At 74.4% G+C, this 15,150-nt stretch carries 5 protein-coding genes and 1 pseudogene; 4 read left to right on the top strand and 2 right to left on the bottom strand.

Features of this window, described 5'->3' with window-relative positions:
* Window positions 1-335: 335 nt before the first annotated feature.
* Together FXF52_RS37225 and rpmF are read right to left on the bottom strand one after the other, a co-directional pair.
* Window positions 336-1,559 (bottom strand): annotated as a pseudogene (locus tag FXF52_RS37225) (GTP-binding protein); the annotation flags it as partial.
* On the bottom strand, window positions 1,556-1,735 hold the full coding sequence (rpmF, locus tag FXF52_RS37220) for a 50S ribosomal protein L32 (RefSeq protein WP_148804372.1): 180 nt from the start codon (window positions 1,733-1,735) through the stop codon (window positions 1,556-1,558). The gene rpmF and the pseudogene FXF52_RS37225, both read right to left, overlap by 4 nt.
* Window positions 1,736-2,110: 375 nt before the next feature.
* Here rpmF and FXF52_RS37215 point away from each other — a divergent pair, with 375 nt between their 5' ends.
* Genes FXF52_RS37215 through FXF52_RS37200 form a run of 4 tightly spaced genes read left to right on the top strand, consistent with a single transcriptional unit; the run spans window position 2,111 to window position 15,127 of the window.
* On the top strand, window positions 2,111-6,094 hold the full coding sequence (locus FXF52_RS37215) for a non-ribosomal peptide synthetase (RefSeq protein ID WP_148804371.1): 3,984 nt from the start codon (window positions 2,111-2,113) through the stop codon (window positions 6,092-6,094).
* A complete protein-coding gene (locus FXF52_RS37210) occupies window positions 6,091-12,672 on the top strand; it encodes a type I polyketide synthase (protein ID WP_148804370.1) in 6,582 nt (2,193 codons plus the stop codon). The genes FXF52_RS37215 and FXF52_RS37210 overlap by 4 nt, the downstream gene beginning before the upstream one ends.
* 8 nt (window positions 12,673-12,680) lie before the next feature.
* Window positions 12,681-14,207: an ABC transporter substrate-binding protein gene (locus FXF52_RS37205; RefSeq protein WP_148804369.1), complete on the top strand. Its 1,527-nt coding sequence runs from the start codon at window positions 12,681-12,683 to the stop codon at window positions 14,205-14,207.
* On the top strand, window positions 14,204-15,127 hold the full coding sequence (locus FXF52_RS37200) for an ABC transporter permease (RefSeq protein ID WP_148804368.1): 924 nt from the start codon (window positions 14,204-14,206) through the stop codon (window positions 15,125-15,127). Before FXF52_RS37205 ends, FXF52_RS37200 begins: the two co-directional genes overlap by 4 nt.
* The last annotated feature ends 23 nt before the right edge of the window (window positions 15,128-15,150 follow it).

Raw genomic sequence — 15,150 nt, 5'->3', positions numbered from 1 at the left:
AGATTCACCGAGTACGCCCTCACGCCGTGACGTTTTTCGACACACAGACGCCGAATGCGGCCTTGGCCGAGCGGCCCCCGGTCCGCGACATCTGCGACTGCGGTGCCGGCCAGCTGAGCACTCGCGACCAGGGCCGCGATCGCGATCCACCCCTCTGAGTTGATGACGCCGAGGACGACTCCGGCAACGAGCGACGGACGACGATCGGACGGGGTCTGCTCGGCAGGAATGGATCAACGGCAAGTTCCAGGGCGCTGCGACCAGCCGCCTCCATCATCCCTGGCCTGCGCGGGAAGGTCTGCCCGTCGCCTCCGATGGCTAGCGGGTGGGTTGGGGACCGGTTCCGGGTGGTCGTGGTCGTGCAGGTCGCCGAGGTCCCATTCGGGGAACGGGTCGGGCAGAGTTCGCCAGGCGTCCTCCCCGGCGGTGATCTCCCTGTCGGTCAGCAGGCAGGCGGCCAGTGCGTCTCGCAGGCCGTCGCCGTCCAGGCCCACTCCGATGAGCACCAGTTCCTGCTGCCGGTCGCCGAAGACGGGGTGCCAGCGGGACTCCAGCTCGGCCCGCTCGTCAGGGTCGTGTGGCCATTCCCCGGACACCGCGACCGGCACGCCGACCGGATCACATCGTCCCGACGGGCCCGCCTGGGACCACAGGGCCTGCACGTCCGGGCGGCTGGCCAGCCACAGGAACCCCTTGGAGCGCACCACCCCGAAGGCGTCCAGGCCGCCGGTCAGCAGGTCCCACAGCCGCTGTGGGTGGAGCGGCCGGTGGTCGCGGAACACGATGCTGGAGATGCCATACTCCTCGGTCTCCGGCACATGCTCGCCGTTGAGTTCGGCCACCCAGCCAGGCGCGGTTTCCGCGCGGTCGAGGTCGAACCGGCCCGTGTTCAGGATCTCCGCCGGTGGTACCCGGCCGTGCGTCGCCCGGACCTGCCGGGCGGCCGGGTTGAGGCGGGTCAGCAGCGCCTCAACCACCGCGAGGTCGTCCGGGGTGACCAGATCGGTCTTGTTGACCACGAGTACGTCGGCGAACTCGATCTGGTCGACCAGCAGATCCGCGATGCTCCGGTCGTCCCCCTCGTACGCAGCCAGCCCGCGCTGTTCGAGGGTCTCCCCCGCCTCGATGCGGGCCAGCAGCCCGGCGGCGTCCACCACGGTGACGGTGGTGTCCAGCCTGGCGAGGTCGTCGAGCACCTGCCCGTCCTCCACGCCGAAGGCGAACGTGGCGGCCACTGGCATCGGTTCGGAGATGCCGCTGGACTCGATGAGCAGGTAGTCGAACCGGCCCTGCCGGGCCAGCCGCGCGATCTCATCGAGCAGGTCGTCGCGCAGGGTGCAGCAGATGCAGCCGTTGGTCAACTCCACCAGCCGCTCCTCGGTCCGCGACAACGATCCACCGTCGCGGACGAGCGAGGCGTCGATGTTGACCTCACTCATGTCGTTGACGATCACCGCGACCCGCAGCCCGTCCCTGTTGGCCAGGACGTGGTTGAGCAGGCTGGTCTTGCCGGCCCCGAGGAAGCCGGACAGCACGGTCACCGGCAGGCGGCCGGTCACTGCTCCCCCACCACCTGGCGGCCGTTGTAGAGCCCGCAGTGCGTGCAGGCCCGGTGCGGCACCACCAGCTCCTTGCGGGGGCAGGGGCACGGGGTGAGCTGCGGCACCTGGGCCTTCCACCGCGCCCGCCGGTGCCGGGTGTTCGATCTCGACGTCTTCCGCTTCGGTACGGCCACAGCAGGTCTCCTTCGGTTGTCGGACCGAGCCTCACAGGATGCGCAAACGATAACGGTTTTCGTTATAGCCTTCGACGGCGGGTCCACGCCCTCCACCAGACCTGGCTCCGTCCCGAGGCATGCGACACCAGGCCCTCGACCGACGCGGCCGATCCGCCGACACCACGAACGGCGGCCCACCCCCGGTCGCGGCCGTCAACCGAACATTCGACACAGCGCGGTCGGCCGTCGGGCTACCAGGCCCTCAGGCCCGCTCACGGGCCATGCGCACCGACACTCCCACCGTCGCTCGTGGTCTCAGCGACGACCCTACTGGAAATAGTTTTCGTTTTCGTGTTCTAATGCTTGCCCGAAGCCGCCCGGAGAGGGAGACGTATGACCCAGCCGTACCGGCCAGCCGAGTGCCTGGAGGCCGTGAGCGCCTGCCTGGCGGAGGTGCTCGATCTCGACCCGCTGCAGGTGCAGCCCGACGTGCTGCTCACCGAGCTGGGCCTGGAGTCGTTCACGGCCGTGCGGTTGCGGCGCCGGCTGCGCGAGGATCTCGACGCTGACTTGCCGCTGACGGTCTTCCTGGACGGGGCGACACCGCGCACGGTCGCTGCCGCAGGGGAGTCGGCGCGCCAGCAGGCCACCGACCCGATCCGAAACGTTCCGGCGCAGGAAACCGCGTCCGCCGACCCCGGACGCGAGGGGTTTCCCCTCACCGCTGTCCAGGCCGCCTATCTGGTCGGCCGAGATCCGTCCTTTCCGTTGGGCGGCGTCGCGACCTTCTTCTACTTCGAGTACGACCGGCAACCCGCCGACGATCCGGAACTGGACGTGCTGCGGCTGGAAGCCGGGTGGAACCGGTTGATCGCCCGTCATCCCATGCTGCGGATGGTGGTCGACGCCGACGCGCGGCAACACATCCTGCCCGCGGCGCCGCCCTACCGCATCGCGGTCGTCGACCTGCGCGCCCGCGGCGACGATGACCTCGCCGGTGAGCTTGCCCGGCTGCGGCACCAGTGCTCTCACCAGCTACGGCCGGTTGAGGTGTGGCCGCTGTTCGACGTGCGGGCGGCGCTGCTGCCGGACGGGCGAACTCGCCTGTTCGTGGGGATGGACATCATCGCGCTGGACATGGCGAGCTGGATGCGGCTGATGCGCGAGTGGGGGCAGCTCACCGCTGACCCCGACGCCGAGCTGCCGGAGGCGTCCACCACGTTCGCGGCGGTGCTGTCCCGCCGCGACCGCGATCCGGCTGAGACGGCGCGGCGGGCCGCCGATCACCGCTACTGGTCGCAGCGGGTGCCGGCCCTGCCGCCCGGGCCGGCCCTGCCATGGGCGAGGACGGCCGTCGACCTCGGCGTGCCGCGTTTCACCAGGTACGCCGCCGAGCTGACCGACCAGCAGTGGGCGGGCCTGCGGCGCCGCGCTGCGGCCCGTGGCCTGTCCGCGACGGCGGTGCTGCTGGCCGCGTGCGCGCTGGTGTTGCACCGCTGGGGTGCCACCGCGCCGTTCTGCCTGAACACCACGCTGTTCGACCGGCCCGACGATGCCGACCTCGACGCGGTCGTGGGCGACTTCACCACCACGGTGCTGAGCGAGTCCCCGGCCCCTGACCTCACCGGATGGGACGGGTTCGGCTCGTACGCCGCCGTGGTGAACCGCCGGTTCTGGACGGACCTGGACCACCGCTCCGTCTCCGCCGTCGAGGTGCTGCGCGAGCATCGCGACGGCGACCTCACCCCGGCCTACCCCGTGGTGTTCACCAGCGGTGTGGGTCTGGGCGGCGACGGCGAGGCACCGACCGCCTGGCTCGGGCGGGAGGTGTTCGGGGTGTCGCAGACCCCGCAGGTGCTCATCGACCACATCGTGTGGGACGAGGCCGACCGCCTGCGGATCGCCTGGGACACCGTCGACGGCTGCCTGCCCGACGGCTTCGCCGCCGCGATGCGCGATGCGCACCTGCGCCTACTGAGGCGTCTCGCCGACGATGAGGCCGCCTGGTCCGACCCGGCGCTCGGGTGGGACCCGTCGTTCCTGCCGGACGAGCCGCTGAACTGTGCACCGTTCGGCGACGCGGGACCGCTGATCGACGACCCGCTGCGGGCAGCCGCCGCGCTGGCGCCGGACGCGGTCGCGCTGATCGGCGACGGCGACCCGGTGACGCACGGCGACCTCTCGGCGCGCGCCAGACGCACCGCCGCAGCGCTGACCAGCCTGGGTATCGGGCCCGGCGACCTGGTGGCGGTGGCCGCACCCAAGGGAGCCGCCCAGATCGCCGCCATCCTCGGTGTCACGACCAGCGGCGCCGGCTACGTCCCGGTGGAGCCGACCTGGCCGGCGCCCCGCATCGCCTCGGTATGTAGCCAGGCCGGCATCCGGCACGCCCTGGTGGTCGGCGACCCGGCGCCGACGTGGCCGCGGGAGGTGCGGGTGCACCAACTGCAACTAGACGGCACCCTGCCGGCACCGCAGGTCGACGGGTCCGACCGCCGCCGGGCGGCACCGGACGATCTGGCGTACACGATCTTCACCTCCGGCTCGACCGGCCGGCCCAAGGGGGTCGCGGTGGAGCACCGGCAGGCCCGCACCACTGTCGACGACTTGGCCGACCGGTTTCCGCTGGCCGCCGACGACCGGGTCCTGGCGCTGTCGGCGATGAGCTTCGACCTGTCGGTGTACGACGTGTTCGCCATCCTCGGCGCCGGCGCGGCGATGGTGCTGCCGGATCCGGCCCGGCAACGCGACCCGGGCCACTGGCTGGACCTGATGCAGCGTCACCGGGTCACCGTGTGGAACAGCGCCCCGGCGCTGCTGGAGATGCTCGTCGAGTACGCCGAGATCGACCCGGACGCGGCCACGGCCGCGCTGTCGACGCTGCGGCTGGTGCTGCTGTCCGGTGACTGGATTCCGGTCACCCTGCCCGACCGGCTGCGGGCCCTGGCCCCCGGGGCGCAGGTGGTCAGCCTCGGCGGCGCCACCGAAGGCTCGATCTGGTCGATCTGCTACCCGATCGGGCAGGTCGACCCGTCCTGGCCGAGCATCCCGTACGGGCGCGCGCTGCGCGGCCAGTCGTTCCACATCCTCGACGACAGCGGCCGGCCATGCCCCGTCGGGCAGGCCGGGGAGCTGTACATCGGCGGTGACGGGGTGGCCCGCGGCTACATCGGCGACCCGGAACAGACTGCACACCGCTTCTCCACCCACCCGGTGCTGCGCCGCCGCGTCTACCGCACCGGTGACCTCGGCCGGTGGCGGCCCGACGGCACCATCGAGTTTCTCGGCCGGGTCGACCGGCAGGTCAAGATCCGAGGTCACCGCATCGAGCTGGGCGAGATCGAGTCCGTGCTCGACCGGGCACCTGGCGTGCGGCAGTGCGTGGCCTGCTCCGTGCCCGGCCCGGATGGCCGTCCCCGCCTGGTGGTCTACGTCGCGTCCGCCGATCCGGACGCCGCGCCTGGCGATGAGGATCTGGTGGCCCGGCTGCGGGCCAGCCTGCCGGACTACATGGTGCCGAGCCGGTTCGTCCGCCTGGCCGCGCTGCCGGTGACCGAGAACGGCAAGGTCGACCATGCCGCCCTGCCGAACCCGTACGAGAGTGCTTCGGCCCCGGCTGCCGCCGTCGCGACCGGCGACGCCGAGGCCTGTGGAACTCCGCTTGCGCCGCCGCCTGGCACCGACCGGTTGCCGGCGTTGCTGCAGGACGCCGTGCGCCTGGGTCTACAGCTGCGCGTCACCGTGCACCCGGGGCGCCTGGACCCCGCCGCGGCCCTGGCGGCGGCGGCCGCCCTGGCGGCCGCCGGCCCGCTGCCCCTCGCCGACGGGTACGAGATGACTCCCCGCCTGACCGACGACGCGCTGCTCGAGCTCACCGTCACCGCCCGTTCGGCGCCGCCGGCCATCGACGACACGGCGATGGAGCCGTCGCTCGCGGCGTCCGCGTCCGCGGTCGCCCCAGGGATTGCCGATCTGCCGGACCCGGAGCTGGAGCGAGGCATCGCCGCCGTGCTCAGCGACTTGCTGGGCACGCCGGTCGACGTCACCACCCCGTTCTTCCGGCTCGGCGCCACCTCACTGACCCTCGTTCGCGCCCACCGTAGGCTGGCCGCCGAGGTCGACGGCGACCTGGCGATGGTCGACCTGTTCACCCATCCCACGGTGCGCGACCTGGCACGGCACCTCACCGCCCGACGGTCCGGCGGCGCACCCACCGCCGCCGGGAGCCAGGACCTTCCCGCATTGGTCGCCGCCACCGGTCCCCTGGAGGCCAGCACCCACTCCCCTGCCGGAGAACCGCCGCAGCCGCCGGTCGTAGCGCCGCGGCCGGCAGGGCGGCGGCAGGCTCGTGCCGTCGCGGCGGAGGCCGCCCGATGACCGGTGGGCCGATCGCCGTCACCGCCGCGTCCTGCCGATTTCCTGGCGCGGCCGACGTCGACGCCTTCTGGCGGCTGCTCGTTGACGGCCGCGATGGGCTGACCCGGTTCACCGACGAGGACCTAGCCGCCCGCGGTGTGCCGCGGCGGCTGCGCCGCGACCCGGGTTACGTGCCGGTCGGTGGGCTGATCGAGGGGCAAGAGCTGTTCGACCCGGCGCCGTTCGGGCTCACCGACGCCGAGGCCGCGCTGCTCGACCCGCAGCAGCGGCTGTTCCTTGAGTGCTGCTGGCAGGCCCTGGAGCAGGCCGGGCACGGCGGGGGCCGCGACGCCGGTGCGGTCGCCGTGTTCGCCGGCGCGGCGCACAGCGCGTACCTGACCAGCAACCTCGCCGGCCGGTGGGACCCCACGGGCGGCGGCGCCGACCCGGGCGGCAGCCTGCAGACCGCGATCAGCACCCACACCGACTACCTGCCGCTGCAGGTCGCGTACCGGCTCAACCTGACCGGGCCGGCGATCGCGGTCAACACCACCTGCTCCACCTCCCTGGTCGCGGTGCACCTGGCCGCGCAGTCGCTGCTGGCCGAGGAGTGCGACACCGCGCTCGCCGGCGGGGTGTCGTTGATCGTGCCGCAGGGCCGCGGCTACCGGCACGTCCCGGACGGGATCTTCTCCGCCGACGGGCGGGTCCGCCCGTTCTCCGCCCGCGGCACTGGCATCGTCTACAGCCAGGGCGTGGGTGTGGTGGTGCTGCGGCGGCTGGCCGACGCTCTCGCCGACGGCGACCCGGTGCTCGCGGTGCTGCACGGCAGCGCGGTCAACAACGACGGCGCGGACAAGGCCGGCTTCACCGCCCCGTCGGTGCGCGGGCAGGCCCGCGTCGTGGCCGAGGCCCTCGCGGTCGCCGGTGTCGAGCCACGCCAGGTCGGTTACGTGGAGGCGCACGGCACCGCCACCCGGCTCGGCGACCCCGTCGAGGTGCAGGCGCTACGGCGGGTTTTCGGCGCCGACGGGCCGGCCTGGTGCGGGCTCGGCTCGGTGAAGGGCAACATCGGCCACGCCAACTCCGCCGCCGGCATCGCGTCGTTCATCAAGACGGTGCTGGCCCGCCGCCACGGGATCGTGCCGGAATCGCTGCACGCCAAGCCGGTCAACGACCTGCTCGGCCTGGACGGCTCCCCGTTCGACGTCGTCACCGAGACCCGGCCGTGGCCGGCCGCGCCGTGCGCCGGGGTCAGCTCGTTCGGCATCGGCGGCACCAACTGCCACGTGGTGCTCGGCCCGGCACCGCACCAACCAGCGTCCACCCCGGACGGGCGGCCGCAGCTGCTCGTCGCGTCCGGCCACACCCCGCGGGCGGCCGCCGCCGCAGGGGCCGCGCTGGCCGCGGTGCCGGCCGACGAGCGGCTGGCCGACGTCGCGTACACGCTGCAGGTGGGCCGCGCGCACGGTCCACACCGGGTGGCCGGCGTGGCGGCCGTCGGCCACCGGCGGCGGATGCCGGCGCCGGTGGCCGCCGCGACGCGGCCACCCCGGCTGGTGTTCGCCTTCCCCGGCGCCGGCAGCGCGTTCGCCGGCATGGGTGGGCAGCTCTACGAGCAGGAACCCGTCTTCGCCGCCGCCGTCGACACCTGCGCCGACCTGCTCGCCGCCGAGCTCGGCGCCGACGTACGCGCGGCGCTGCGCCCGGACACAGATCCGGCGCGGCTGGCCGACGCCGCGTTCGGGTTGCCGGCGCTGTTCGCCGTCTCGGTCGCCACCGCCCGACTGCTCGACAGCTGGGGTGTGCGACCGGACGTGGTGCTGGGCCACAGCGTCGGCGAGTACGCGGCCGCCGTCGCCTCGGGGGTGTTGAGCCTGCCTGAGGCCGCCCGCCTGGTCGCTGTGCGGTGCACGCACGTGGCCCGGTCGGCCGGTGGCGGGGTGATGCTGGCGGTGCCGCTGCCCGCTCAGGAGGTGACCGGGCTGCTTGCCGGGCACCCGGCGCTCGAACTGGCGGTGGTCAACGCGCCGGACGCGTGCGTCGTTGCCGGCCCGGCAGCGCCACTGCAGGCGCTGGAGGAGGCGCTGCAGGCCGACGGCGTCACGGTGACCCGGCTGCGGGTGTCCGCCGGGCTGCACTCCCGGCTGGTCGAGCCGGCCCTGCCGGCGCTGCGTGCGGCGGCCGACACGGTCCGCCCGCGGCGGCCACGCGTCGAGTACGCGTCGACCGTCACCGGCGCCCTCGCCGGCGCCGAGCTGACCGACCCCGGCTACTGGGTGCGGCAGCTGCGCCAGCCGGTCAGGTTCTCCGCGGCGCTCCGTGCCGCCGTCGGCGACGCACCGGCCGTGCTGGTGCAGGTCGGACCGGGTGCCGCGCTGGTGGCCCTCGCCCGGCGGCATGGGTTGGCCGCCCTGCGCGACGCGCTCGCGACGCTGCCCGCCGACGAGCCGGGCACCGACGCGGTCACCCTGCGGGAGGCGGTCGGCGGCCTGTGGTGCCACGGCACCCCGGTCGACCTCGCCGCACTGCACCTGCCGGGCCGTCGCAAGGTCACCGCGCCCGGGTACGCCTTCCAACGCCGGCGCCTGTGGATCGACCCGGCGGACACCAGCAGCATCGCCGGCGACGGCCGGACCGACACCGACGAGCCGCTGCTCGTGCCGGTCTGGCACCAACAGCCCCCGGCGTCAGCCGCGCCGCGGCTGCCCGGCACCTGGCTCGTCGTGCCCGGCGGCGACCAGCGGCTCGCCCGGGCGGTCGTCGACGCTGTCCGCGCCGCCGGTGGCGCGGCCCGCACGTGCGACGCCGACAGTGACATCGCGGCCCAGGACGAGCCGGCGTGGGCCGGACTGATCGTCCTACCCGGCGCACCGGTCGCCGACGCCGGTGCGGGCGCCGGCATCGGTTCCGCGGCGGCCGAGGTGGACCGGGCCGCCACGCTGGCCGGCCAGCTCGCCGCAGCCGCGGTCCCGCTGCTCGTCCAGGTCACCCGCAACGCCGTCGCGGTGCTGCCGGCAGAGCGGCCGGATCCCGCCGGCGCCGCGGCCCGCGTGCTGCCCCGCGTCGTCGCCCAGGAGCGGCGTGGGCTGCGGTGGTGCACGATCGACATCAGCGGCGACGACGCCGCCGAGATGGTTGCGGCGCACGTGGTCGCCGAGGTGGCGGATCTCGCCGCCGGTACCGGGTCGGGCACCGAGATGGCTGTCCGCGGCGAGCAACGTTGGCGGCGCACCGTCGTGTCGTGGCGCCCGGCAGCCGGGGACTTCTCCGAAGGCGCTGCGGGGACCGCGGTGATCGTCGGCGGGCTCGGCGAGGTCGGCCTGACCATCGCCGGTCACCTCGCCGGTGCCGGTCACCGCGTGGTGCTCACCTCCCGGCACGGCGAACCGCCGCCGGACAGCGACCGCGGCCGGGCGTTGACCGCGCTACGCGACGGCGGCGCCGACGTCACGGTGCGCCGGCTCGACGTCACCGACGCGGCCGCCACCGCCGCCCTGCTCGCAGAGCTGTCCGACCGAGAGCCGCTCGCGCTGCTGGTGCACGCCGCCGCGGCAGCCGGCGACGACCGGTGGGTGATGCTGCGCGACACCGCACCCGCCGACATCACCCGGCACCTCGCACCCAAGCTGACCGGCGCAGGCGTCCTGCGCGACGCCGTCGCCGCGCTGCCGGACGATCGGCGCCCCGGTCGGGTGCTGCTGATGTCCTCTGCGGCCACCATGCTCGGCGGCGTCGGCACCGGCCCGTACGCGGCGGCCAACGCCGCCATGGAAGCGTTCGCCCACACCGCCGCCATCGGGCGGACCCGGTGGCTGGCGGTGGCGTGGGACGGCTGGCGCACCAGCGCCCACGGCGAAGACGCCGCCGTCACGCTGACGAGCACACTGGACGCCGCTGGCGGCCTCGCCGCCCTCGACCGGCTCCGCGGCGCGGTCACCACACCACCGGTGGTGGCGGTGTCCCACCGCGACCTGGTCACGGCGATGGCCGACGCGGCCCGGGCCGGAACGCAGGCTGCACCGGCCGCACCGGTCGCGACGGCGGAATCTGCACTGACGGCGGTCGAACGCGCGGTCGCCGACGTGTGGGCACGGTTGACGGGCAGCCCGGTCGACAGCCCGACCGCCGACTTCTTCGCCCTCGGCGGCCACTCCCTGCTGGCGACGCGGATGCTCGCCGAGCTGCGCGACCGGTTCGGTGTCGACCTGCGCCTGCGTGACCTGCTCGACCACCCAACCGTCGCTGGCCTGGCCACGCTGCTGAACCCGGCCGCCGGTATCCCGGCAGCCGAACCCGCGGCGGTGGCGCCGCCCGCCCCGTCCCCGGCTGGTCTACTGGGCGTCGACGCGGACGGCACGTTCCCGCTGACCCGCGTGCAGCATGCCTATTGGGTCGGCCGCGCCGGCGGCTACCGGTGGGGCGACCGGCCCTGCCACTTCTACCTGGAGTACGACTGCCCGAACCTTGACCTCGACCGCTACGAGCAGGCGTGGCGGCGGGTGATCGACCGGCATCCGATGCTGCGGGCGGTCGTCACCACCCAGGGGAGCATGCGGGTCCTCGACCACCTGCCCGCCTACCGCATCCGGGTCCACGACCTGACCGGCCCCGACGATGAGCATCGGCAGCGACGGCTGGCCACGCTGCGCGAGCGGATCTCCACCCGGCCTGGCCCGCCGGAGACGTGGCCGCTGTTCACCGTGCAGGCCGCCCGCCTGCCCGACGGGGCGGTCCGGCTGTTCATCGGCGTCGACGTGCTGATCTGCGACGCGTCGAGCTGGTGGCTGATCGACCGGGAGCTGCGCAGCTTCTACACCGACCCGCACGCCCCGCTGCCGGCGCCGGTGGTGCACCCCGCCGCCTGCGTGGCGGCGCTCGAGGCCCGCCGCGCCGGCCCGGCCGCGACAAAGGCTGCCGCGTACTGGCGCGAACGGCTGCCCGACCTGCCGCCGGCGCCGTCCCTACCCGTGGCCGAGCACACCAGCGCCGGGTTCGTCCGCCGCACCGCCCGGCTGTCCCCCACCCGGTGGCGGGCGCTGCAACGGCACGCCGCGCAGCACCGGCTCACTCCGAACGCGGTGCTGCTGGCCGCCTACGCCGATGCCCTGCAGGAGTGGTCCGGCAATGACCGGTTCAGCCTCATGCTCACCCTGTTCGACCGGCCGGACGACCTGCCCGGCGCGGGTGCGGTCGTCGGTGACTTCACCTCCCTGATCGTGCACGAGGTGGACCGGCGCGCACCGGCGCCGTTCGTCGGGCGGGCCGCCGCAGCGCAGCAGCGGCTGTTCGCCGACCTGGACCACCGCGAGTTCTCCGCGCTGGACGCCCTGGCCGAACGCTCCGCCGCCGGAGGACAGCTCGCGTCGGTGCCGGTGGTGTTCACCAGCGCCCTCGGGGTGGCCGACATGATCGGCGAGGACCACGACCTGCAGTGGGCCGGCCGGCAGGTGTACGCGGTCAGCCAGACCCCGCAGACCCTGCTCGACCATCAGGTCCTCGAACAGGGCGGCGAGCTGTGGCTGCAGTGGGACGCCCTCGAACCGGTCCTCGACCCCGACCAGGTCCAGGCGGCGTTCGACGCCTACACCACCGCGCTGACCCGCCTGGCCGACGACGCGGACGCCTGGACCGACCAGCCGGCCGCCGGCTCACGCACGCCGGCACCTCAGCCAACCACGTACCGGCCGGCACCGGCCGAGCTGCCGGACGTCGCGCTGCCGATCCGCGCCGGCGCCGGTGCGCACACGCTGTTCCTGATGCACCCGTCCGGCGGGGACATCCTGTGCTACACCGAGCTGGCCCGGCTGCTCGACGAGCGGGTGAACGTGGTGGCGCTGACCGACCCGGCCCTGGTCGGCGCGGCAGCACCGGACACCATCGCCGACCTCGCCGCGCTGTACCTGGCCGTGGTCCGGCGGGTGCAGCCGGCCGGGCCGTACCTGATCGGCGGTTGGTCGATGGGCGGCAGCGTCGCCCAGGAGATGGCCCGCCAGGCCCACGCCGACGGCATCCCGGTGCCGCTGCTGGTCATGGTGGATTCCAACGACCCGACCTACATCTGCCCGATTTCCGGCACGCCGCCGCAGATGCAGGCCGATCTGGTCGTCCGCCACCTCGGCGCGCTGGAGGCTTACCTCGGCATCGACCTGGACAGCACCCGGCCCGGCCTGAGGGACCGGCTGGCCGCCGCCACCGAGAACGACCGATACGGCCACGCCGAACGGCAGCTACGCGCCCACCGACTGCTCGGCCGCGGCGAGCAGGTCCGCGACCGGCTGGCGGTCCTCGACCGTCACCTGCGGGCCCTGGCCGCCCACGAGCCTGCCCGTCTCAACGCCGCCGACACCACCACCCTGCTGGTACGCGCCGAGCAGCCGGCGCCGCGCAACTCCGGCATCGGCATGGGCGTCGACGACACCCCACGCGGCGAAGCCGACCTGGGCTGGGCCCGGCATCTGACCGGTCCGCTGCGCGTCGTCGGCGTCGACGCCCACCACTACTCGGTGCTGCGCCGTCCCGCGGTCGCCGCCGTCGCCGACGCGATCAACGAAGCGCTGCACCCGCATCTGTCCACGAACAACGACATCCGATCCTGAAGGTGATCATGGCAACTCCCCTACGGCGCCGGCATGCCGGCGTCCTGACCGTCCTCGCGCTGCTGGCCACCATGGCCGGCTGCGGCGGCACCGCCGCGCCGGCCACGACGACCTCCGGCGACACGCTGCGCTACGTGTCGATCGGCTCGCCCGCAACGGCCAGCAACGACCCCCACGGCGGGCTGGCCAACGAGTCCGACGCGCTGCGCTTCGCCCTGACCTACGACGTGCTCACCGGCCAGGGACCCGACGGCCGCACCCAGCCGCGGCTGGCCGAATCCTGGCAGCCCGACCCCACCCTGACCAGATGGCGGTTCACCCTGCGCCGCACCGCCGTGTTCAGCGACGGCCGGCCGGTGCGCGCCGCGGACGTGCTGTACTCGCTGCGGCGCATCGAACGCAAGGCCGCCGAGAACTACGGCCGGCTCGCCGCATTCGACCTGGCCGCCTCACGAGTCGTCGACGAGCACACCGTCGAGATCGTCAGCCGGCAACCGTTCGCCGACGTGCCCCGCGCCCTGGAGTCGGTGACGTTCGTGGTGCCCGAGGGCAGCGACGACTTCACCACCCCGGTGCCCGGGTCCGGGCCGTTCCGGCTGATCAGCAGCGACGCGCAGACCGCGGTGCTGGAACGCCACGACCGGTGGTGGGGGCCCACCCCGCCGCTGCGGCGGATCGAGGTTCGCGCCGTGGCCGACCCGCAGGCCCGCGCGCAGGCCGTGTTGTCCGGGCAGGCCGACGTGGCCGCCAGCATCGCCCCGACGGCGGCGAAGCAGGCCGAAGGCCGCGCCGATCTGACGCTGGTGCGCCGCCCGGCGGTGACCATGTACCCGTTCGTGATGCGCACCGACCGCAAGCCCTTCAACGACCCTCGGGTACGTGAGGCGGTCAAGCTGGCCGCCGACCGGCCAGCGCTGGTGCAGGCGGCGTTCCTCGGCTACGGGCAGGTCGGCGACGACGTGCTCGCCCCGGCCGACCCGTCCGCCCCGACCGGGCTGGCCCCCCGCCAGCGCGACGTCGCCCGGGCCAAGCAGCTGCTGACCGAAGCCGGCTACGGCAACGGCCTGACGGTCACGCTGCACACCACCACCTCCTACCCGGGCATGGACACCGCCTCCACCCTGTTCGCCCGTCAACTGGCCGAGGCCGGTATCACCGCGCAGGTGAAGCTGAACCCGCCGGACACCTACTTCACCAACGTGTGGGCCAAGCAGGACTTCTACACCGGCTACTTCGGCGGCATCCCGTTCTTCGACGTGGCCCGGGTGGCGCTGCTGTCCACCTCCCCCACCAACGAGACGGCCTGGAAGCGGCCGGCGTTCGACACCGCCCTGAACGCCGCCCTGGCCAACCCCGACGAGGCCGCCCGCAACCGGGCCCTGGGTGAGCTGCAACGGCAGGTCCGCGACGAGGGCGGCTACGTCGTGTGGGGCACCGGCGACGGCCTGGACCTGACCCGCAAGGGTGTGCAGGGCCTGCCCACCGGCCCGGGGTTCGCCCGGCTGTTCATCGACCAGGTTCGGATCGGCGCATGATGCTCCGGCTGGTGCGGGCGCCGCTGCTGCTGGTCGGGGTCTCGGTGCTGGTGTACACCGCCACCGAGGCCCTGCCCGGCGACGCCGCGGACGCCCGCACCGCCGGGCGGGCCACCGCCGCTCAGCTGGCCGAACTCCGTACCCGCACCGGCCTGGACGCCCCGGCCGGGCAGCGGTACCTGGACTGGGCCGGCGGCCTGCTGCGCGGCGACGCCGGTGTGTCGCTGCTGTCCGACCGGCCGGTGGCCGACCTGGTCGGCCAGCGGCTGCCAGCCACCGCCACCCTGGCTGCCGCCGCCCTGGCGGCGGCCGTGCCGGCGATGCTGGCGCTGGCCTGGATCGCCGGCACGCCGTCGCGGACCGGCCGGATCGCCGCAGCCGCGGTCACCGCAGCCGCGGCGATCCCGCAGGTGGTGGTCGCCGCCGGCCTGACCGCTGTGTTCGCCGGGATGCTCGCCTGGCTGCCGCCGGTGTCGCTGCTGCCGCCCGGCGGCACCCCCGCCGACCCGCGGGCGCTGACGCTACCCGTGCTCAGCCTGGCGCTGCCGTCGGCGACGTACGGGGCAGCCCTGCTGCGCGGCGTCGTCGCCGACGCCGCCGCCCGGCCGTACGTGCGCGACGCGCACCTGCGCGGGCTGCCCCGGTGGCGCGTCGCCGTGCGCTACGTCGGCCCGATGCTGCTGGCCCCTGCGGCACGGGTCGTCGCGGTGGTCGCCGGTGGGCTGGTCGCGTCGACCGCGGTGGTGGAGACCCTGTTCGGCTACGCCGGGCTCGGTGAGCTGCTCACCGGGGCCGTGGCCAACCGGGACACCCCGGTGGTGCAGGCGGTGGCGATGCTCGCCGCCGCGGTCGTGCTCGCCGGTCTGTTCCTCGCCGACCTGCTGGCCGCCGCCACCGACCCACGGAGCTCACCCGCTTGACATCCTCCCGGCCCTGAAGGGTC

The sequence above is a fragment of the Micromonospora sp. MP36 genome (assembly GCF_008119785.1).
GTDB lineage: Bacteria > Actinomycetota > Actinomycetes > Mycobacteriales > Micromonosporaceae > Micromonospora.
Note: the sequence above shows the minus strand (reverse complement) of the source record. Positions and strands in the feature narration are given on the sequence as shown.